Origin of the sequence: Vibrio sp. TRT 21S02, assembly GCF_050113675.1 — a bacterium.
Lineage (GTDB): Bacteria > Pseudomonadota > Gammaproteobacteria > Enterobacterales > Vibrionaceae > Vibrio.
This window is the reverse complement of the sequence record NZ_JBNJOI010000016.1, coordinates 17,903-39,047: the sequence shown is the minus strand read 5'-3', so window position 1 is coordinate 39,047 and position 21,145 is coordinate 17,903. Positions and strand designations below refer to the sequence as shown.

Sequence of the window (21,145 nt, the reverse complement as noted above, 5' to 3'; positions counted from 1 at the left end):
TAATCCTTGAACATACCCGATTGACTTTACGAGTCAAAGCACATTTTAAGATTAGCAAGAAAAACAAAGCCCAACTCCGAGGAGTTGGGCTTTTATTCGGTGAATTAACCTGAAGATTTTATTTCTGAAGTAGAGAAATATCTGCAATTTGTAGGAACAAGTTACGCAGGTTGTTCAGTAGCGTTAGACGGTTCTTCTTCAGAGCTTCGTCGTCTGCCATTACCATTACGTTATCGAAGAAGGCATCAACAGGCTCACGTAGACCCGCTAGCTTGCTTAGTGCTTCTTGGTAGTTACCTGTAGCGAATGCTGGCTCTAGAGCCTCTGTCATCACTTCAACGCTTTCTGCTAGTGCTTTCTCTGCGTCTTCTTGTAGAAGAGCTAGGTCGATGTCTGCTGCTAGTTCGCCGTCGAACTTCGCTAGGATGTTACCTACACGCTTGTTCGCAGCAGCCAGTGCTTCAGCGGCTTCTAGTTCGCGGAAGTGAGATACCGCTTTCACACGCTGGTCGAAGTCTGCTGGTTTGGTTGGACGGTTAGCCAGTACAGCTTGGATGATATCCACGCTGAAGCCTTGGTCTTTGTACCATGCATTGAAACGACCAAGCATGAATTCGATAACGTCGTCTGCAACATTTGTATTTGTTAGTGCAATTACCTGCTTCTTAGTACCATCTTGCTTTGTCTCAAATTTAGGGAATAGAGACGCTGCTTTCGCGATTAGGTCAGTTAGGTCTAGGTTGTAGCCGTTTTCTACGATGATACGTAGTACACCTAGAGATGCACGACGTAGTGCGAATGGGTCAGAACCTTTAGGCGCTTGGCCAATACCGAAGATACCAACGATAGTATCTAGCTTGTCTGCCATTGCTACTGCAGATGAGATACCTGTGCTCGGTAGGTCGTCACCAGCGAAACGAGGCATGTACTGCTCGTAAAGTGCTAGTGCCACTTGCTCATCTTCACCATCGTGAGTCGCGTAGTGCATACCCATGACACCTTGAGTATCGGTAAATTCGAATACCATAGAGGTCATTAGGTCACACTTCGCCAGTAGACCAGCACGCTTCGATTTTTCAACGTCAGCATCGATCTGCTCAGCGATGTAGCCAGCAAGCTCAGTAATACGGTCAGTCTTGTCTTTGATCGTACCAAGCTGCTTCTGGAAGATAGCTTGCTCTAGCTCAGGTAGACGGTCGATTAGAGGACGCTTACGGTCAGTGTTGAAGAAGAATTCTGCATCCGCAAGACGTGGACGTACAACCTTCTCGTTACCTTCGATTACGTAGCGAGGTTCTTTTGATTCGATGTTTGAAACGAAGATGAAGTTAGGTAGTAGCTTCTTGTTGTCATCGTAAACAGGGAAGTACTTCTGGTCACCTTTCATAGTGTAAACCAAAGCTTCAGAAGGCACTTTTAGGAACTCTTCTTCAAACTTCGCTGTTAGCACGACTGGCCACTCAACCAGAGAAGTCACTTCTTCTACTAGGTCATCTTCTAGATCCGCTGTGCCGCCAACCGCTGCTGCAGCTTTTTGCGAGTCAGCAAGGATGATCGCTTTACGCGCTTCGTAATCTGCCATTACTTTACCGCGCTCTTCTAGGATCGCTGGGTATTGCTCTGCAGATTCGATAGTGAACTCTTGCTCACCCATGAAGCGGTGACCACGGATAGTGCGGTCTGATGCTACGCCTAAGATCTCACCTTCGATAAGGTCAGAGCCCATAAGCATAGTTAGCGTTTTAACTGGGCGGATAAACTGAGTGGTCTTGTTACCCCAACGCATTGGCTTAGCGATAGGCAGGTTACCCAGTGCTTTTGCTGCTAGGTCTACAACGATTTCAGACGTTGCTTGGCCTTTCACTTCTTGTTTGAAAAGAAGCCATTCGCCTTTGTCTGTGACTAGACGGTCAGCTTGCTCAACCGTGATGCCGTTACCACGCGCCCAGCCTTGAGCCGCTTTAGTTGCGTTACCATCAGCATCGAATGCAACAGATACGGCAGGACCACGCTTCTCAACGACTTTGTCTGCTTGGCCTTCAGCTAGCGCTGAAACCTTAAGTGCTAGACGACGAGGAGCCGCGTACCATTTTACGCCTTCATGTGCTAGGTCTGCGCCTTTTAGTTCAGCTTCGAAGTTTGCTGCGAACGCTTCCGCTAGCGTGCGAAGTTGCGTTGGTGGTAGCTCTTCAGTACCCAGTTCAATTAGAAATTCTTTAGCCATGATTACTTCTCCTCTTCCTTACGGCACATTGGGAAGCCAAGCGCTTCACGTGATGCGTAGTATGCTTCTGCAACAGACTTAGTCAGGTTGCGAATTCGAAGGATGTAACGTTGGCGCTCTGTTACAGAGATAGCTTTACGTGCGTCTAACAGGTTGAAAGCGTGTGCCGCTTTCAGGATGCGCTCGTAAGCTGGTAGAGGTAGGGGTTTCTCTAGCTCTAGGAGTTCTTTTGATTCTTTTTCACACTGGTCGAAGAAGCTGAATAGGAAATCAACGTCAGCGTGCTCAAAGTTGTAAGTTGATTGCTCAACTTCGTTTTGGTGGAAGATATCACCATAAGTTACGTTAGAGCCGTCTGGTGCTACGTTCCATACTAGGTCGTAAACTGAGTCTACTTCTTGGATGTACATTGCCAGACGTTCGATACCGTAAGTGATCTCACCAGTGACTGGCTTACACTCAAGACCGCCAACTTGCTGGAAGTAAGTAAACTGAGTTACTTCCATGCCGTTTAGCCAAACTTCCCAGCCTAGACCCCATGCGCCTAGTGTTGGGTTTTCCCAGTTGTCTTCTACGAAACGGATGTCGTGTACAAGTGGGTCAATACCAAGTACTTCTAGAGAACCTAGGTACAACTCTTGAATATTGTCTGGTGATGGTTTTAGCGCTACTTGGAATTGGTAGTAGTGCTGGAGACGGTTCGGGTTTTCACCGTAACGACCATCGGTAGGACGACGTGAAGGTTGTACGTAAGCTGTAGACATTGGCTCTGGGCCAAGCGCTCGTAGGCAAGTCATTGGATGAGAGGTACCCGCACCCACTTCCATATCTAGCGGTTGAACAATGGTACAACCATTTTGAGCCCAATAATCCTGCAGCGCGAGGATCATTCCCTGGAAGGTTTTGATATCGTATTTTTGCATAAGTCAGGTTCGCGCGATTCTCTTATTACTTGTGAATTTGTCTCTTTTGCTGGGTTTTCTACCCTCAACAATGGCGATTCAAAGTAATTACGGTTGAATAAAATAACAATCAAGTATACCCAGATATTGTTAATGGGAGTAGGGGTAATCTTGCTTAATTCATAGTCAAAAATACCTTTTAGTGGAATTTATCGCGTTTATTGTTTCAATTTCTCTTAAAAGGGAGTTTTTGATGAATTTCTGACTTGAGCTTTGGCATTAGCCTCATTAGAATTTCGTCATCTTTGGGGAGTAGCTTACTAAATCGACAGCGTGTTGATTTGGTTCGTTCGTCAACATAATTGGTGCAAAATCACCATGGCGCTCGAGACGCATTGCCAGATGCGTTTAGCAAGACCTTAGATAAACATCACGAACCGGGGTGGGGCGTGAGGTTTGTCTTAGGTAAAAATAATTATCCCTGCCCCTTTGAGCATGTCGTGAGCGTTTTAGCTATTTCAATCACAACGGTAGCATTAGCAGAAATTGGCGATAAGACCCAATTGCTTTCGCTGTTGTTGGCAAGTCGTTACCGAAAACCAATACCTATTATCATCGCTATATTTTTGGCCACAGTGCTAAATCATGCTTTAGCCGCATGGCTTGGTGTAGTGGTTGCGGATTATTTATCTCCAGAAGTGCTTAAGTGGGTTGTGGTGGTGAGTTTTCTAGCCATGGCGGGGTGGGTGCTTATCCCTGATAAGTTAGATGACGATGAAACCATCTCAAATCGAGGTCCTTTCATCGCCAGTTTTATTGCATTCTTTATTGCGGAAATAGGTGATAAAACCCAAATAGCGACCTCTATTTTAGGTGCTCAGTACTCAGAAGCTTTGCTGTGGGTGACTCTCGGAACAACGATTGGTATGCTGGTGGCCAATGTCCCTGTGGTATTGATCGGGAAATTATCGGCAGACAAATTACCGTTAGCGATGATCAGAAAAATCACTGCAATATTGTTCCTTTTGTTGGCATTTGGCGCGGCTCTTTTTTGAGGATTATTGAACAATAAATTGCAGTGAAGCTGCGTTGGATCAAACTGTTAGCCAAATTCACTCTAATGCGTGACCAGTGACATATTAGTGTCATAATTGTCATGCTACCTTAATAATGTGAATGATAGCGAGAGGGCAAATTTATGCTTACACGTTATATGGGAATGTCCCCTAAAAAGCAGAGCTATTTGTTTACTTTTGGTCTGGCGCTTTGCCTCTTAGCAATGGCGCTAACGGATATGTGGTTACCGATTGTGGCTGGCTCGTTTATTTTGACTGGATTGACCGTAGAATCATGGATTCGGGTAGCGCATATTATCCCAATGCATGAAGAAATGCGGGCAATGCAGAAGCAGATCCAGAAACTGCAATCGGAAGTTCGCACTTTAGAATATGACGAATAACAAAACGGCAGCCCTTGAGCTGCCGTTTCTTTTCTTTGCTAACCGTATTGGTTATTCCATCCCTTTTTTGATCAAGTACTGATATGGCAGCGTGTCGATTTGCGCTGCAATCAACTGATGATCCATAAAACGACAGAAACTCGGAATATCTCGGGTAGTTGATGGATCATCCGCCTTAACCAATAACACATCACCATCATTCATTGTACGAATCGTCTTCCTGACCATCATCACTGGTTCTGGGCAGCGTAGCCCTTCTGCTTCAAGAGTATGGGTGGCTAATTCAGGATTAAAGCTCATGGTGTTATCTCGTGACCCTACAGGTCAAATGTGACTGCTAAAGAGGGTAGATGATAACGGTGGAGAAAAAATATTCAATAACCACTTGGCAAAGTGATCAATTTGTTTTAACTTAGTTAACAAGTTGGTAACAAATAAAAGAGGTGCGCTTATGTTAACAGCTCTAGATAGACTGACCATCTACTCTGTACTGTGTTTTATTTCGTTTTGTGCACTGGTATTACGTTCATCAACTGAAGCTTCGTTGCTGCCCCTCATAGGAGTTTGTGCAACGATAGTAGGGATTTGGCTCGAGATGCACCTATGGCGAGGTTCATCTGAAGAGCATGAAAAAGGATAGATAGCGTGTCGCTCATTCGCGTTATTTTTTTCACTTGTAACTACGCCAGATTACATTCCGACACTATCCCCAGTTTTCTTGGGCTTCCCCGCTGAAAGGCGGGATTTTTTTTGCCTACGAGTTACAATCACATCATGCCATCCTATTAACTAAGTGATCCTTTGTGGAATTAGAAGACATTTATCGCCGAGATCTCAATCTTCTTGTTGCTTTACGAGTATTGATTGAAGAAAGCAGTGTCAGTAAGGCAGCAAACCGCCTTAACCTCAGTCAATCAGCTATGAGCCGAGTATTAGGAAGACTAAGAGAATTATTAGGTGACCCGCTCTTCACTCGTCAAGGGCAACACTTAATTCCGACAGAAAAAGCACTTGAGATTGATCGTTCGCTTGGTGAGCCTCTTGAATCTTTACGCCAGCTGCTTTCACCCGTTGAGTTTGAACCTAAGAGCTGTGAGCAGACTTTTAGCATTGCAACGACCGACTATGCGATGCAGACAATTCTGCCTTTCGCTTTGCCACGCATTTATCAAGAAGCGCCTCATGTGTCATTTAACTTTTTACCACTGCAGCATGATCGTCTATCCGATCAACTGACTTATGAAGGGGCTGATTTAGCAATTTGTCGCCCGACAGGGCCGGTTGAGCCGCTGCGTAGTGAAGTGCTAGGTCGTGTAGGGGTGCTGTGCCTGCTCTCCAAACAACATCCATTAGCCGACAAAGAGATGAGCTTAGATGATTACCTCAGTCATCCACATGCAATGATTGCCATCAGTGATGGGGTTAAGGCGTTGATTGAACAAGCGTTAATGGATCAGCCCAAACGTAAAATGGTATTACGTGCTTATCACTTAGAAGCGGCGCTGGCGATCGTCGATACCTTGCCAATTATCATTACGGTGCCAGCCGATTTAGCGTATTTGGTTGCCGATCGCTATGACTTGGTGGTGAAGCCATTACCATTCCAGTTCACTCCATTTGAATACTCTATGATTTGGCATGCACGCTGTGAACACTCTCCCGCTCAAGAATGGTTGCGTGCAGTAGTGCGCGAAGAATGTAGCCGCCTGATTGCCAAGCGAATAGAAGACATGGGGTTGGACTAATTTTTCCGAAAATCGAAATAACAAAAAGCCGGGCAATGACCCGGCTTTGTTTATTCTATTGAGTTGTTAGCACTTATAGCTTGATAACCACGCGACCGGTTACTTGGCCGTTTGTGATGTCTTCAGCGTATTTTGGTGCTTCTGCTAGCTCTACCTCAGTACAAGCTTGTTCGAAGTAGCTGTCTGGTAGTAGTTCAACCAATTTTTCCCATGCTGCAGTACGTTTTTCAAATGGGCATGAAACAGAATCCACACCTTGTAAACGAACGTTACGCAGAATGAATGGCATCACTGTGGTTGGTAGGTCAAAGCCACCAGCAAGACCACAAGCTGCGACTGCACTGTTGTAATCCATTTGCGCCAATACTTTTGACAATACTTTGCTGCCGACGGTATCAACTGCACCAGCCCATACTTGCTTTTCAAGTGGACGCGCTGGCTCTTCAAATTCAACACGGTCGATGATGCGGCTAGCGCCTAGCTTTTCTAGTAGCGGGCCGTTTTGTTCAACACGGCCTGTTACAGCTGCCACTTTATAACCTAGTTGAGCCAGAAGTGTTACCGCAACTGAACCTACACCGCCACTCGCGCCAGTAACGAGGATTTCACCCGCTTCAGGTTTGATATCTGCATCAAGAAGAGCTTGTACACAAAGCATTGCTGTAAAGCCAGCCGTACCGACCATCATTGCCTTCTTGCTGTCGATCCCGTTTGGTAGTGGTACTAACCAATCCGCTTTTAGACGAGCACGTTGTGCCATGCCACCCCAATGGTTCTCACCCACACCCCAACCAGTAAGGACGACTTTATCGCCAGCTTGGTAGCGAGCATCTTCAGAACTCACCACAGTACCTGCTAGATCGATACCCGGTACCATCGGGAAGTTACGGATGATTTTTCCTTTACCTGTGATAGCAAGGCCATCTTTGTAATTGAGAGATGAATAATCCACATCAATCAACACGTCACCTTCAGGTAATTGCGCTTCTTCGATTTGTTCGATGGTCGCAATGGTACGTTTTTCTTCTTGGTTTAAGATCAGAGCGTTAAACATAACAGGTCTCCGCTGCTGGGCAGCAAACATTTAAAAACTGACAATGAGTGTAGTCTGAAATTTGGTATGACTAAAATGAAACTTTAGCATTATATGTATGCATAAGGCGCATTAACCAGACGATGATTCAATAAAAAAGCCAGTCGGATGACTGGCTTTATCGATTCAAGAAAGGAAAAACTTATAAGACGGATTGTCGGTTTCATCCTTGCACTGGTAACCCAGCTCACGTAAGTGCGCGGAAAACTGTGACAGATCCGACTCATCTAACTCAAAACCACACAGTACGCGGCCGTAGTCGGCACCATGATTACGATAGTTAAATAAGCTGATATTCCAGTGTGTGCCTAACGTACTTAGGAATTTCACCAGAGCGCCGGGGTACTCTGGAAACTCAAAGCTGTATAACCTTTCTTTGAGTGGTTTGGATGGTTTACCACCAATCATGTAACGAATATGAAGTTTCGCCATTTCATCATCGGAGAGGTCGACAACTGGGTAGCCACCTTCGCGCAGATCATGAATGATGTTATCCAGCTCTTCTTGACCACCTTGCAGACGCACACCGACAAAAATATTCGCCAGTGCGTCATCGTTATAACGGTAGTTAAACTCGGTTACTGCTCGGCCACCGATCAAGTTGCAAAACTCAAAGAACGCGCCCTGACGCTCAGGAATGGTTACGGCTAATAGACCTTCACGTTTCTCACCCAGTTCGCAACGCTCAGAGACATAACGCAGACCATGGAAGTTGGTGTTTGCACCGGATAAAACCGTACCCAAGTTTTTACCTTTAAGCTCATTTTGTTCGGCAAATTTCTTAAGGCCAGCAAGTGCAAGCGCACCAGAAGGCTCGGCAATTGCACGTGTGTCCTCAAAGATGTCTTTGACCGCAGCGCAGATTTCATCGCTTGAGACTGAGATATGGCCATCAATGTATTTCTGACATAGACGGAATGTCTCTTCACCAATGCGCTTAACCGCAACACCATCAGCAAACATACTGACCTGATCGAGAACAACTGGCTCGCCTGCATCGAGTGCAGCTTTTAGACAGGCTGAATCTTCAGGCTCTACCGCAATCACTTTGATTTCAGGCATCAACTGTTTCACTAGTACTGCAACACCCGCCGCAAGACCGCCGCCGCCGACAGGAACAAAGATATAATCAAGATGACCGTTTTGCTGCAGCATCTCCATACCAATCGTGCCTTGGCCAGCAATGACCAACGGATGGTCAAACGGAGGAACAAAGGTATAGCCATGCTCTGCCGACAAACGTTCAGCTTCCGCTTTCGCTTCATCAAAATTGCTACCGTGCAGAACCACATTACCACCAAAGCTGCGTACTGCATCGACTTTGATGTCTGGCGTGGTTTTTGGCATCACGATGGTGGTTTTAATGCCCAGCTTAGTACCAGAAAGCGCCATGCCTTGAGCGTGGTTACCTGCGGATGCTGCAATCACACCTGCGGCTTTTTGCGCTTCAGATAGGCTTGCCACCATATTGTAGGCACCGCGCAGCTTGAACGAGTGCACAGGTTGGCGGTCTTCACGTTTGATTTGTACATTGTTGCCAATGCGAGCTGCTAAGCGAGGCATCTCCTGAAGTGGCGTTACCGTTGCCACTTCGTAGACTGGAGCTCTTAAGATCTGGCGCAGATAATCTGCGCCAGTTTGCGATGTCAGAGTCATAAGCTAGCCCTCTAGCTTAGATTTGTCTCGTACTGCACCTTTGTCAGCACTGGTTGCCATACTTGCGTACGCTTTGAGTGCAAATGAAACTTCACGTTGGCGGTCTACTGGTTTCCAGCCTAACTCGTCTTGTTTCGCACGGCGCTCTGCAAGCTCTTGTTCAGAAACTTCGAGAGAAATTGAACGGTTTGGAATATCAATTGCGATCATATCGCCTTGTTTAACCAGACCAATAGCACCGCCGTTTGCTGCCTCAGGAGAAGCGTGACCAATAGACAAGCCCGATGTACCACCAGAGAAACGGCCGTCAGTTAGAAGTGCACACTCTTTGCCTAAGCCCATAGATTTCAGGTAAGTGGTTGGGTAAAGCATCTCTTGCATACCCGGACCACCTTTAGGGCCTTCATAGCGGATAACCACTACGTCACCAGCTTTTACCTTGCCACCCAAGATGCCTTCAACGGCGTCTTCTTGGCTTTCGAATACCACGGCAGGGCCGGTGAACTTAAGAATGCTCTCATCAACGCCCGCTGTCTTAACGATACAGCCATCTAGTGCGATGTTACCTGACAGTACCGCTAGGCCACCTTCTTGGCTAAAGGCATTTTCCTTGGTGCGGATACAACCTTCCGCACGGTCATCATCAAGGCGATCCCAACGACAATCTTGTGAGAAAGCTTGAGTGGTACGGATACCAGCAGGACCGGCACGGTAGAATTTGAGTACGTCTTGGTCTTCGGTTTGGATGATGTCGTATTTCGCTAGCTGCTCTTTCATTGAAAGACCAAGTACCGTGCGAGCTTCATTATGAAGTAGACCTGCGCGGTCAAGTTCACCAAGGATAGCCATGACACCACCAGCGCGGTGTACGTCTTCCATGTGATATTTCTGAGTTGATGGTGCAACTTTACATAAGTGTGGCACTTGGCGAGACAGGCGATCGATATCTTCCATATCGAAATCGACTTCACCCTCTTGCGCTGCCGCTAGCAGGTGAAGGATGGTGTTGGTTGAACCACCCATGGCGATGTCTAACGCCATGGCGTTTTCAAATGCGTCAAACGTTGCGATGTTGCGTGGTAATGCAGACTCGTCATCTTGCTCGTAGTAACGACGGGTCAGTTCAACAATGCGTCGACCTGCATTGAGGAATAGCTGCTCACGGTCTGCGTGCGTTGCTAGCATTGAGCCGTTACCTGGCTGAGAAAGACCAAGTGCTTCCGTTAGGCAGTTCATTGAGTTTGCCGTGAACATACCTGAACATGAACCACAAGTTGGACATGCGCTACGTTCAATTTGCTCACTCTGTTCGTCTGACACTTTCGGGTCTGCGCCTTGGATCATCGCATCGACAAGGTCGAGTTTGATGATTTGATCAGAAAGCTTGGTTTTACCCGCTTCCATCGGACCGCCAGAGACAAAGATTACTGGGATGTTGAGGCGCATTGACGCCATCAGCATTCCCGGAGTGATTTTGTCACAGTTAGAGATACAAACCATGGCATCCGCGCAGTGTGCGTTTACCATGTACTCGACGGAGTCAGCGATCAGTTCGCGTGACGGTAGTGAGTAAAGCATGCCACCGTGACCCATTGCGATACCGTCATCGACCGCGATGGTGTTGAATTCTTTTGCGATACCGCCGGCTTTCTCAATTTCACCCGCAACCAGTTGGCCCATGTCTTTTAGATGCACGTGGCCCGGTACGAATTGCGTGAATGAGTTAACAACCGCGATGATTGGTTTACCGAAGTCTTCGTCTTTTACCCCAGTTGCGCGCCAAAGGGCACGAGCACCGGCCATGTTACGACCATGAGTGGTGGTTGCTGATCTATATTTAGGCATCTTACTACTTCCTTATTTTGCCGCGTCTTCTGGGTATACGTAGTCCAACCAACCCCACTTGTCTTCCGTGGTGCCGTTGAATAGACCAAAGTAAGCTTCTTGCAGTTCTTTAGTGATTGGGCCACGCTTGCCTGTGCCGACTTCAATCTTATCGATAGTTGCAACAGGAACGACTTCTGCTGCAGTACCTGTCATAAAGACTTCATCTGCTAGGTAAAGGGCTTCACGAGCAATGTTTGCTTCACGAACTTCATAACCGCGATCACGAGCAATCGTCATGATTGAGTCACGAGTGATGCCTGGTAGGATTGCGCTGGTTGCTGGTGGAGTGGTGATCACGCCATCTTTAATCACAAAGATGTTCTCACCCGCCCCTTCAGAAAGGTAACCGTCAACACTTAGTGCGATACCTTCATCGTAGCCGTGGCGACGAGCTTCACCACCGACTAGTAGCGAAGATAGGTAATTACCACCCGCTTTAGCTGCCGTAGGAATGGTGTTTGGTGCTGCGCGGTTCCAGCTTGAGATCATCGCATCAACGCCTTTCTCTAGTGCTTCTTCACCTAGGTAAGAGCCCCATGGGAATGCGGCGATGATGAGATCCATTTCTGTACCAACGGGAGGACATACGCCCAGACCTACATTACCCACAAAACCGAGTGGACGAATATAAGCGTTGTCGAGTTTGTTTTGGCGTAGTGTCTCACGTGTTGCTTCCATGATTTCTTCCACTGAGTATGGAATTGGGAAGCGGTAAATTTTTGCAGAGTCTTTTAGGCGTTTAGCGTGCTCTAAATGACGGAAAACAATCGGGCCTTTTGGGGTGTTATAGCAACGAACCCCTTCAAATACGGAAGTTCCATAGTGCATTGCATGAGTTAATACGTGAACGTTCGCTTCAGCCCATGGAACCATTTTTCCATTAAACCAGATAAAATCTGCAGTCGATTTTGTTGCCATTTATTGCCTTCCTTATGCACAAATCTTTTGTTGTAAATTGTTATTCGGTAGTTCGTCACTGGCTATTTGGGTGACTTCGACGGTACGCACATCCCATAGTTTTTCAATTTGTTTTGTGATGAATGAGATAGGGCGATCACTGTCGACGATAATTTCTACGCTAGCCACCTTACTTTCGTGGTTTTGCGTGGCAGCGACTTGTTTGATGATGAAGCCACGATGGCGGATCACACGAAGAACACGTTCTAACAGTACCGGTTTATCGTCGGCTTTGATGTCTAGTAGATATCTTTCCATTTTAGGTGTTCTCCAACATGTCCGTGTTTGATGCGCCGGGTGGTACCAGCGGCCATACATTTTCTTCTTCATCGATTAAAACATGAAGCAAGTAAGATGTTTTGCTTGCCAACATCTCTTTGAGGGCAGGTTCAACTTCTTCTTTCTTGGTGATGGTTTTACCAGGAATATCGAATGCTTTTGCCAACATGACGAAATCTGGGTTGTCATCGAGAATGGTTTCACTATGGCGGCCATCAAAAAAGAGTGATTGCCACTGGCGAACCATACCCAAACGTTGGTTATTCAATAAGACGATTTTTACCGGGATCTGACGACGTTTTAGAGTTCCCAGCTCTTGGACGTTCATCATAAACGAGCCATCACCTGATATAAGTATCGACTGATCTTGCGGTCGTGCAACAGCTGCGCCCATGGCGGCGGGCAGTCCAAAGCCCATAGTGCCCAAACCCGCAGAGGTGATGAAGTTTTGTGGTTCTCGAGGTTGAATGTGCTGGGCAGCCCACATTTGGTGTTGACCCACGTCGGTAGAGACGATTGCACTATCTGGCATCATGTCCGACAGCTGCTTAAGTAACAGCGGTGCGTAGATAAGATCACCCGGGTGATCATAACGCCACTTAAAACCACTGCGTAAGCTTTCACTGTGTTGTACCCATGGTGTGATATCTTGGCTCAGCTCTAGCTTTGGCAAGATATCGTTGATATTACCTCGAACGGGAGCGTTGGCCTGACGCAGCTTGTGGAATTCGGCAGCATCAATATCAACATGAATGACTTTTGCATGGGGAGCAAAGGTATCAAGTTTACCGGTGACTCGGTCATCAAAACGTGCACCGACAGCGATCAACAGATCACTTTCTTGCACCACTAGGTTGGCCGCTTTAGTGCCGTGCATACCAAGCATGCCTAAATAATGAGGATCATGACGCTCAATGGTTCCGAGACCTTTTAAAGTACTGACTGCTGGCATTGGGTTAAGGCGCAGAAACTCACGAACTGCATCAGTGGCTTTACCTAACTGAACACCACCGCCCACATACAACACCGGGCGAGTACTTTGGGACAGTAACGCTTGAGCTTTAGCGATATCTTCATCGCTAGCCACTGGTAAAGCTGGGGGAGTAAAGGGAGGAAGAATGGAAACTGGTGCTTCACCAAGCTGAACATCTTTGGCGATATCGACAACCACTGGACCGGGACGACCCGTTTTTGCCACTTCAAACGCTTCAGCTAAGGTTGGTGCTAATTCGTTGATATCAGTAACTAGGTAACTGTGTTTAGTACATGACAGAGACATACCAATCACATCCATCTCTTGAAACGCATCCGTTCCGATAAGCGAGCTTGCGACCTGACCGGTGATAGCGACAATAGGCACAGAATCGAGTAGGGCATCCGCTAGGCCCGTCACCAAGTTGGTTGCGCCTGGTCCCGACGTTGCCATACAGACGGCCACATCTTGAGTTGAGCGAGCCATACCAATAGCTGCCATCGCGGCACCTTGCTCATGGCGACATAAAATATGCTCAACCCCACCATCATATAAGGCATCGTAGATTGGCATGATCGCGCCACCCGGATAACCAAATACGGTTTTGATTCCCTGTTGCTGTAAGGCTGCAACGACTAACTGGGCTCCTGTCATTACTTGCCTCCTAGACTACTGTTGTAGTTCTGTTTTGTTGTTTTGCACGTCATGTGCGCTCCCATTCTTCCTGTCACTTGGGGTAATCACACCCAATGAGTCGTATTTTTAAGTCTGCTAGTTGTAAAAAACCCCCGGACTTTTCAGTGCGGGGGTTTTTTTTAATCTTGTGTTTACTTCTCGCCCACAAGCCCCCGCGCGGTGCCAATAATGACCACGATAATCAGGAGAAGCAGTGTGTTTAGGCGAGTGTTAACGTTCATCGTTATTCTTTAATGTTGTGTCGCGTAAATATGGTACGAAAATGTTTGCGTCTCTAGTGGTAACACAGAATTCCGTTAAATGACAAGCAAAAAGTCATTCTTTTTTCACATTCTTTCAGCAACTGCCTATGCCACATAACAACTTCAATATGTAATAGCGTGTTTTTAATCATTGCAATGCATATGAGCTGAAAACGAAACAAATAAGGTTGAAGGTAAATTGAGGCAAGAAAATGAGATTTCCTCATTTATTATCAGATAAATAAGTGAGCAGAGTTATTAACTAGAGTAAATAGAAACACTATTGATGTATTTGAGATGCTTATTGTTTTCTGCGTGGGTTATTTGAAAGAATTATAAAAAGTTATTCACTAATTCATTTTTATAGCGAAGAGAAAATAACGAGAAGGATAGCCTTCTCGCTACTTTTTACATCAATTATTTACATGACGCTGTAAAGCCATTGTTGATGCGATCTTGGCCTGTTGATTTCCCAGCTTCTAATAAATCTTTTTTCGCCTGTGAAAATAAAGTTTTTCCTGCAGAGGCTCTTGCAAGAATATTGGCCATTGTATTTACATTATCGGTATCACCGATAGAAGCATAATGAGCACCCAGTGCTAGTGCTGAAGCGCTAGCCATAAAGTCATTGTCGCTGTTTGCTTCTTGTTTTAGGTAAGCGATACCTGACATATCACAATGGTTCAATGCTTCATTTGCTTGAACAAACTTTTCACCAAGCACCATTTTTGCTGCAGACTCTTCAATGGTACTACAACCCATAAGTGCAGAAGCGGCAAGAATTGAAGCGACAAATACTTTAATGTTTTTCATATTATTTCCGTTTTATTAATTGATTAAATATAAAAATTAGATCAATTAAAATTGAGCTTAATTAAAAAAATACCTATATAAGATTCCATCCAAATTGGTATGCAGTCATTTCCTTTATTAATAAAAAAACAAATCCTCTCAAAACATTCAATAATGAAAATTGTTCTCAATTGCAATTCTTATTTTTGATGCATATTTTTAGAATATATCGTTAGCAGATTTTTACGTTTGAATTATAAATTGACGAATTGTTTATGGTTTGTTGGTTTTTTTGGCTTTTGTATTTTCGTTTTCAGAGGTCGTTTTCTGTGTTTTTGTCGGCTGTTCAGAAAATAACCATGCTTTTTCCATCTTATTTTTCTGGTTAGATCCGCTATACAACAACCTCTGAGTATGCGGAGTGATCACGCATTTAATACTGCTGTATGAATGGGGAATAGGATGGGATTAGCAATAGTGCATAGTCGTGCCAGTGTAGGTGTTGAGGCTCCAGAGGTGACGGTTGAAGTACATATTAGTAACGGCATGCCGGGGTTTACTTTGGTGGGGCTCCCGGAAACCACGGTGAAAGAGTCTCGCGATCGCGTGCGTAGTGCCATTATCAATTCCCGTTTTGAGTTTCCTGCTAAGCGGATCACGGTGAATTTAGCGCCTGCGGATTTACCAAAGGAAGGAGGACGTTTTGATTTGCCGATTGCGCTGGGTATTTTGGCAGCATCTGAGCAAATACCAACAACGAACTTACAAGGTAAAGAGTTTATTGGTGAGTTAGCTCTCTCTGGCGAATTGCGTCCCGTCAAGGGAGTATTGCCTGCAGCATTAGCGGCGATTCGAACTCAACGTAGTTTAGTGGTCCCCCATAATAATGGCGATCAGGCTGCACTAGTGGGGAAGGAATGCCACAAATCTGCACAAACATTGCTGGAGGTATGCAGTGATTTATGTGGTCAGCAGGCATTAGGTTTACACATCCAGCCTACTACAAAGGCCACTCCGCCATCGGGGCGAGACTTGCAAGACATCATTGGTCAGCAGCAAGGTAAACGTGCGCTAGAGATCGCAGCGGCGGGCAATCACAATCTGCTTTTTCTCGGTCCTCCCGGCACGGGTAAAACCATGTTAGCCTCAAGATTGTGCGACTTACTGCCTGAAATGAGTGATGATGAAGCGATGGAGACGGCGTCTGTTGCTTCGCTCACCCAACAAGAGATCCATGCGAACAACTGGAAACAACGACCGTTTCGATCGCCACATCATTCGAGCTCGATGGCGGCATTGGTGGGCGGTGGCACAATTCCTAGACCTGGTGAGATCTCTTTGGCACACAATGGCTTGCTGTTTCTTGATGAAATGCCTGAGTTTGAACGTAAAGTGCTTGATTCGTTGCGAGAGCCGCTGGAGTCCGGCGAGATCATTATCTCTCGAGCACAAGGAAAAACTCGTTTTCCTGCTCGTTTTCAGTTGATTGGCGCCTTAAACCCTAGCCCGACGGGTTACCATGAAGGCGCTCAAGCTCGGACAAATCCACAAACGATTTTGCGCTACTTAAGCCGTTTGTCTGGCCCGTTACTTGATCGGTTTGATATGTCTTTAGAAATCCCTGCATTACCGAAAGGCACTTTGGCAGAAGGTGGCGATCGCGGAGAAACTACACAAGCGGTGAAAGAGCGAGTGTTGATTGCGCGAGAGCAGATGTTAGCGCGTGCTGGTAAAGTTAATGCGTTGCTGGGAAGTCGCGAAATTGAGCATTATTGTCATCTAGAAAAAACCGATGCGCAGTTTTTAGAAACTGCTTTACATCGCTTAGGGCTTTCGATTCGTGCGTATCATCGGATCATCAAAGTGGCTCGAACTATTGCCGATTTAGCCGGCAGCGAAGCCATTCATCGAGAGCACTTAGCGGAAGCGCTTGGTTATCGTGCGATGGATCGCTTATTGAAACAGCTTACCGCACAAGCGGTATAAAAGGTGGATCACTAACCCGTGCAAATAGTTTAATAATCACCATCTGTAATGGAATGCTCTTGATAGATAGATCAAAGCAACAAATCTGACCATATCATCAAAGATTCCAAACTCTGGTGGGGTTTGTATAATTACACGCTGTTTTATTGATCATTAACGCGCGCTTTATTAAATTCTATGCTGTCTTATCTGTTACTTGTATTGAATGCGGCTCTGGTTATCCTTAACTCCGCGTTTTGTTCTCTCGCTATTTGTATCATTGCTTTATTTAAGCTGATATTGCCCGGACAACGATTAAAAGCCTATGCCACAGCGATGGCAAATAAAATGATGTGGGTGTGGGCAACCGTCAATGCTTGGATTTTAAAAGCTTCGAATCGTGTTGAATGGGATATTCAAGGGGTTGAAGGGCTTAAAAAAGACGCTTGGTATTTGATGATCTCTAATCACCTCAGCTGGACAGATATTGTTGTATTGTGCTGCGTGTTTAAAGACCGCATCCCCATGCCTAAGTTTTTTCTTAAACAGCAATTGTTGTATGTACCGTTTATCGGTATGGCTTGTTGGGCACTTGATATGCCCTTTATGCGCCGTTACTCGCGTGAGTACTTGTTGCGAAACCCGGCTAAACGGGGGCAAGATTTAGCAACAACGCGCCGTTCTTGTGCCAAATTCCGTAATACGCCTACAACGGTGGTAAATTATGTGGAAGGCACTCGCTTTACTGAGCAAAAGCAGGCGAAAAGTAAAGCGGGTTTTGAGTACTTGTTACAACCCAAGTCTGGGGGTATTGCTTATACATTGGCGGCAATGGGGGAGCAATTTGATCATATTATCGATGTCACTCTGGCTTATCCAAAAAACACAAACAAGCCGTTTAAAGATTTGTTGATGGGGAAAGTGACGAAAATAGTGGTGCATACTGAGTTGTTGCCTGTGGATGAGAAAGTCACTGGTGACTATTTCAATGATAAGAAATACAAACGTCAGTTTCAGCTATGGCTGACGGATGTGTGGCACAAGAAAGACCAAAAGTTAAAGCAGATTAATGAGCAATAAAAAAGGGAGCCAAGGCTCCCTTTTTGTTTGATTACTTTTGCGTGAGTAGGTAGTTAACCAGCTCAAAGTATTGATCCATTGAAAACCCACGTGGTGGTTGAACCAAAAACTTATTGTTCACGACAACGGCTGGTACGCCAGAGAGACCACTGTTTTGAAATTGCTTGTCAAAGCGACGAACCATGGAATCAACAGCAAAGCCTTTGAAAGCAGCGTCAAACTTCTTCGCATCCACGCCTTCATCTAAGAAGATTTGACGTAATTCTTCATCATTCTTTGGTGCTTTACGCATGTTGTGAATGCGGTTAAACATCACTGGCACCATTTTATCTTCTACTTTTAGTGCAACCATAGTGGCATAGGCTTTACTCATGGATAAACCCATATTCCCGCCCATGAATGACACGTGATTCTTTTGCAGCTTGACCCCTTCAGGCAGTTGTTTCTTCAACTGCTGGATCACTGGCTCGAAGGTATTACAGTGTGGGCAGTAGAATGAGAAAAACTCAGTTACTACTGGTTTTTTTGAGGCTTCAAGGTTAAGCACTTTGTAGTGCTCACCCGCTTTGAATTGAGCGGCATGAGCGCTAAGGCTCATCATGAGAGTTGCAAAGAGTGCAAACAGCTTTTTCATTATTTTCTCCATAATAGTTATTCTGGTCTGCTTCCTGGTTCAATGAGCCTCAGTTTACCATTGAGGCAGCAGTGACAATGGCGGTTCATCCAATGCCGCAATTTGTTCCTTAAAAGCCAACACCTGACTCTCCCAATATTTTGCATCAGCAAACCATGGAAAAGCGACAGGAAATGCAGGATCTTGCCAGCGTTTTGCTAGCCATGCCATGTAATGCACCATACGTAGACCACGCAATGGCTCAATTAGTTTCAACTCTGAGTGGTCAAAGTCACAAAACTCTTGGTAAGCTTCCAAAATAATGTCGAGTTGCGCCAGTTTGTCATGACGTTCACCATTAAGCAGCATCCACAAGTCTTGGACGGCAGGACCATTACGAGAATCATCCAAATCGACAAACATGGGACCATCGCGCCAAAGGATGTTGCCCGGGTGGCAGTCTCCATGGAGGCGAATGATCTGGCTGCTGTTTTGCCAGCGCTGCTCCAGTGCTTTGATCAGCAAATCCAAGTCATTGAAGAACGCATTTTCGAGATGCATCGGAATGAAACTTGATTGCTGTAAAATTTCTTTTGGCTGGTAGAGGTATTCGTGTAAACCAAGGGTTGGGCGATGTTGAAATTGGGTACGGCTGCTCACTTTATGGATGCGACCTAAGAAACGTCCAACGCCTTCTAACTGATCGAAATTATCCACCTCAAATTGACGTCCTCCCACGCTCGTAAAGAGGGCAAACCAGTAGCCTTGATAATGATGCAGGGTTTCGCCATTGATGCGCACGGGTGGGGCGACAGGGATTTCCGACTCGACCAACTCTAGCGTGAAGTCATGCTCTTCTTGAATTTGTGCTTGGCTCCAACGTTCAGGACGGTAGAACTTCACCACATAGCGTTGTCGCTCTTCGTCGGTGAACTGATAGACGCGGTTTTCATAGCTATTTAAAGGTAAAAAGCCAGACTCGGCACGGATACCGATACTCTCCAAGGCATACCACATGAAATCTGGAGTTAAAGCATCAAAGTTAAAAGCAGTATTTGGCATAAAAACAAAAAGGCCCATTGCTGAGCCTTTTCCATTAAGTTTGGGTAGTCGGCCAGGCTAGAGTTTTTTGATAAAACGGCTTTCTACTTCAATTGTAAAGTCTTCGCTGTCCGACAGTATAAACTGAATTGTCGAAATTGGTGAGTTGAGACTATCAGGAAGAACGCCAAGACTCATCGGCAGATTCAATACTTCACCCGGCTGCACTTGCACCGTTTGTTTGCCATACCAAGAAACATCACTCAAACCTGTTACATCTAACTGATATTGCTGGACTTGCTGAGTTTTATTGATGATTTTTAAGGTATAAGTATTCTCAACCTCGCCAGATGAATTGACTCGGAACAGCTGGTTGCGATCGCGCAGTACGCTGAGCCCTGCCGGGTCGACGCTGGCGATTTGGACGAAGAATAGGGCAAACATAACCAACAACACAGCGCCATAGCCGAGTAACTTCGGTCGCATGACCTTGGTATGGTGGCCAGATAAACGGTGCTCGGTGGTGTAGTTGATCAAACCTTTCTCATACCCCATGCGATCCATGGTGTTATTGCACGCATCGATACAGGCGCCGCAATTTATACACTCATATTGCAGACCATCTCGGATATCGATACCGGTAGGGCACACTTGTACACATAAATCACAATCAATACAGTCTCCCAAGCCCATAGTTTTAGGATCGGCTTTACGCGAGCGTGGGCCGCGTGCCTCACCGCGTTTGGCGTCATAACCCACGATAAAGGTATCTTTATCGAACATGGCAGATTGAAAACGCGCGTAGGGACACATATGGATACAGACGATTGAGCGCATCCAGCCAGCATTGGCGTAAGTACAGCCAGCAAAAAACAGCACCCAAAATACTGGCCAGAAGCTTGCCTCGAAAGTGAAAAAATTCACCACTAGCGCTTTCATTGGCACAAAGTAGCCAACAAAGGTCAGGCCGGTGATTAATGCAATGGCTATCCAAGCTAAGTGCTTAGCCGTTTTTCTAAGGATGAGTTTAAATGTGGGTTTGGTGGAATCTTGCTTACGCCTTTTGTTGGCACTGCCTTCTAATTTTTCCTCGAACCAGATATACATAAAGGTCCAAACGGTTTGAGGACATAGATAACCACACCATACCCGACCTAAAAAGGTGGTAATGAAAAAGAGGCCAAAGGCCGCAATCATAAAGAGTAGTGCCAGCAGCGTAAGATCTTGTGGATAGAGGGTGGTACCGAAAAAGTTGAATTGCTGATGGCCGATATCGAGCAAAATTGCTTGCCTTTCACCATAGGGAATCCATGGGGTGAGTGCAAACAGCAGCAGTAAAAACCAGCCGCCATAGCGACGAAGTTTTTGAAAGGTTCCTTTACTTTCTCGAACATAGATGCGGTTACTCGGATTAAAACGGTCGCCTTTGCTTTTGTGAGCTTTGGGATTGAACGTTTTCGGAGTCACATCTTTGATGTCGATTTTATCCTGACTCATTGTGCTTCCTTCTTGGGCATGTGGTGTGATTTCTTTTGTTCACA

At 45.8% G+C, this 21,145-nt stretch carries 19 protein-coding genes; 6 read left to right on the top strand and 13 right to left on the bottom strand.

Going from position 1 to position 21,145, the window contains the following annotated elements; all coding sequences use genetic code 11:
- Positions 1 to 118 precede the first annotated feature (118 nt).
- Together glyS and glyQ are read right to left on the bottom strand one after the other, a co-directional pair.
- A complete protein-coding gene (gene glyS / locus ACQEXU_RS17630; protein ID WP_427011771.1) occupies positions 119 to 2,224 on the bottom strand; it encodes a glycine--tRNA ligase subunit beta in 2,106 nt (701 codons plus the stop codon).
- A gap of 2 nt (positions 2,225 to 2,226) precedes the next feature.
- Positions 2,227 to 3,147 carry a glycine--tRNA ligase subunit alpha gene (gene glyQ / locus ACQEXU_RS17625; RefSeq protein ID WP_038141346.1) on the bottom strand — a complete coding sequence of 307 codons (921 nt, stop codon included), beginning with the start codon at positions 3,145 to 3,147 and terminating at the stop codon, positions 2,227 to 2,229.
- Between the two features lie 479 nt (positions 3,148 to 3,626).
- Between glyQ and ACQEXU_RS17620 the strand changes: the two genes are divergently transcribed.
- Together ACQEXU_RS17620 and ACQEXU_RS17615 are read left to right on the top strand one after the other, a co-directional pair.
- The gene (locus ACQEXU_RS17620; protein WP_427011791.1) at positions 3,627 to 4,181 is read left to right on the top strand and encodes a TMEM165/GDT1 family protein; all 555 of its coding nucleotides are present in this window, start codon (positions 3,627 to 3,629) and stop codon (positions 4,179 to 4,181) included.
- Between the two features lie 143 nt (positions 4,182 to 4,324).
- Entirely contained in the window at positions 4,325 to 4,585 is a 261-nt protein-coding gene (locus ACQEXU_RS17615; protein WP_367987714.1) for a hypothetical protein, read from the top strand.
- Between the two features lie 51 nt (positions 4,586 to 4,636).
- Here the strand turns inward: ACQEXU_RS17615 and tusA are convergent, their stop codons facing one another.
- On the bottom strand, positions 4,637 to 4,885 hold the full coding sequence (gene tusA, locus ACQEXU_RS17610) for a sulfurtransferase TusA (protein WP_367987715.1): 249 nt from the start codon (positions 4,883 to 4,885) through the stop codon (positions 4,637 to 4,639).
- Positions 4,886 to 5,036: 151 nt separating this feature from the next.
- Between tusA and ACQEXU_RS17605 the strand changes: the two genes are divergently transcribed.
- Positions 5,037 to 5,225 carry a hypothetical protein gene (locus ACQEXU_RS17605; protein WP_367987716.1) on the top strand — a complete coding sequence of 63 codons (189 nt, stop codon included), beginning with the start codon at positions 5,037 to 5,039 and terminating at the stop codon, positions 5,223 to 5,225.
- A 163-nt stretch (positions 5,226 to 5,388) separates the two neighbouring features.
- Entirely contained in the window at positions 5,389 to 6,330 is a 942-nt protein-coding gene (locus ACQEXU_RS17600; RefSeq protein ID WP_427011770.1) for a LysR family transcriptional regulator, read from the top strand.
- 73 nt (positions 6,331 to 6,403) lie between these two features.
- On the opposite strand, the gene ACQEXU_RS17595 is transcribed toward ACQEXU_RS17600, so the two are convergent.
- From ACQEXU_RS17595 to ACQEXU_RS17565, 7 genes are all read right to left on the bottom strand, one after another.
- Positions 6,404 to 7,384 carry an MDR family oxidoreductase gene (locus tag ACQEXU_RS17595; RefSeq protein ID WP_427011769.1) on the bottom strand — a complete coding sequence of 327 codons (981 nt, stop codon included), beginning with the start codon at positions 7,382 to 7,384 and terminating at the stop codon, positions 6,404 to 6,406.
- Between the two features lie 165 nt (positions 7,385 to 7,549).
- Positions 7,550 to 9,079 carry a threonine ammonia-lyase, biosynthetic gene (ilvA, locus tag ACQEXU_RS17590; protein ID WP_427011768.1) on the bottom strand — a complete coding sequence of 510 codons (1,530 nt, stop codon included), beginning with the start codon at positions 9,077 to 9,079 and terminating at the stop codon, positions 7,550 to 7,552.
- Positions 9,080 to 9,082: 3 nt separating this feature from the next.
- The gene (gene ilvD, locus ACQEXU_RS17585; RefSeq protein ID WP_427011767.1) at positions 9,083 to 10,924 is read right to left on the bottom strand and encodes a dihydroxy-acid dehydratase; all 1,842 of its coding nucleotides are present in this window, start codon (positions 10,922 to 10,924) and stop codon (positions 9,083 to 9,085) included.
- Between the two features lie 12 nt (positions 10,925 to 10,936).
- On the bottom strand, positions 10,937 to 11,884 hold the full coding sequence (ilvE, locus tag ACQEXU_RS17580) for a branched-chain-amino-acid transaminase (protein WP_427011766.1): 948 nt from the start codon (positions 11,882 to 11,884) through the stop codon (positions 10,937 to 10,939).
- A gap of 12 nt (positions 11,885 to 11,896) precedes the next feature.
- Positions 11,897 to 12,181: an acetolactate synthase 2 small subunit gene (ilvM, locus tag ACQEXU_RS17575; RefSeq protein ID WP_427011765.1), complete on the bottom strand. Its 285-nt coding sequence runs from the start codon at positions 12,179 to 12,181 to the stop codon at positions 11,897 to 11,899.
- Between the two features lies 1 nt (position 12,182).
- Positions 12,183 to 13,829 carry an acetolactate synthase 2 catalytic subunit gene (gene ilvG / locus ACQEXU_RS17570; RefSeq protein WP_427011764.1) on the bottom strand — a complete coding sequence of 549 codons (1,647 nt, stop codon included), beginning with the start codon at positions 13,827 to 13,829 and terminating at the stop codon, positions 12,183 to 12,185.
- A 701-nt stretch (positions 13,830 to 14,530) separates the two neighbouring features.
- A complete protein-coding gene (locus ACQEXU_RS17565) occupies positions 14,531 to 14,926 on the bottom strand; it encodes a hypothetical protein (protein ID WP_427011763.1) in 396 nt (131 codons plus the stop codon).
- Positions 14,927 to 15,367: 441 nt separating this feature from the next.
- On the opposite strand from ACQEXU_RS17565, the gene ACQEXU_RS17560 reads away from it, so the two are divergent.
- The gene (locus ACQEXU_RS17560) at positions 15,368 to 16,891 is read left to right on the top strand and encodes a YifB family Mg chelatase-like AAA ATPase (protein ID WP_427011762.1); all 1,524 of its coding nucleotides are present in this window, start codon (positions 15,368 to 15,370) and stop codon (positions 16,889 to 16,891) included.
- A gap of 177 nt (positions 16,892 to 17,068) precedes the next feature.
- Positions 17,069 to 17,950 carry an acyltransferase gene (locus ACQEXU_RS17555; RefSeq protein WP_427011761.1) on the top strand — a complete coding sequence of 294 codons (882 nt, stop codon included), beginning with the start codon at positions 17,069 to 17,071 and terminating at the stop codon, positions 17,948 to 17,950.
- A 31-nt stretch (positions 17,951 to 17,981) separates the two neighbouring features.
- Here the strand turns inward: ACQEXU_RS17555 and ACQEXU_RS17550 are convergent, their stop codons facing one another.
- The 3 genes from ACQEXU_RS17550 to ccoG are packed head-to-tail and all read right to left on the bottom strand — an operon-like array spanning position 17,982 to position 21,101.
- Positions 17,982 to 18,584, bottom strand: coding sequence for a thiol:disulfide interchange protein DsbA/DsbL (locus ACQEXU_RS17550; RefSeq protein ID WP_427011760.1), 603 nt, complete (start codon positions 18,582 to 18,584; stop codon positions 17,982 to 17,984).
- A gap of 54 nt (positions 18,585 to 18,638) precedes the next feature.
- Positions 18,639 to 19,625, bottom strand: a complete 987-nt coding sequence (locus ACQEXU_RS17545) for a serine/threonine protein kinase (protein WP_427011790.1) — start codon at positions 19,623 to 19,625, stop codon at positions 18,639 to 18,641.
- Positions 19,626 to 19,682: 57 nt separating this feature from the next.
- Positions 19,683 to 21,101, bottom strand: coding sequence for a cytochrome c oxidase accessory protein CcoG (ccoG, locus tag ACQEXU_RS17540; protein WP_427011759.1), 1,419 nt, complete (start codon positions 21,099 to 21,101; stop codon positions 19,683 to 19,685).
- Between the last annotated feature and the right edge of the window lie 44 nt (positions 21,102 to 21,145).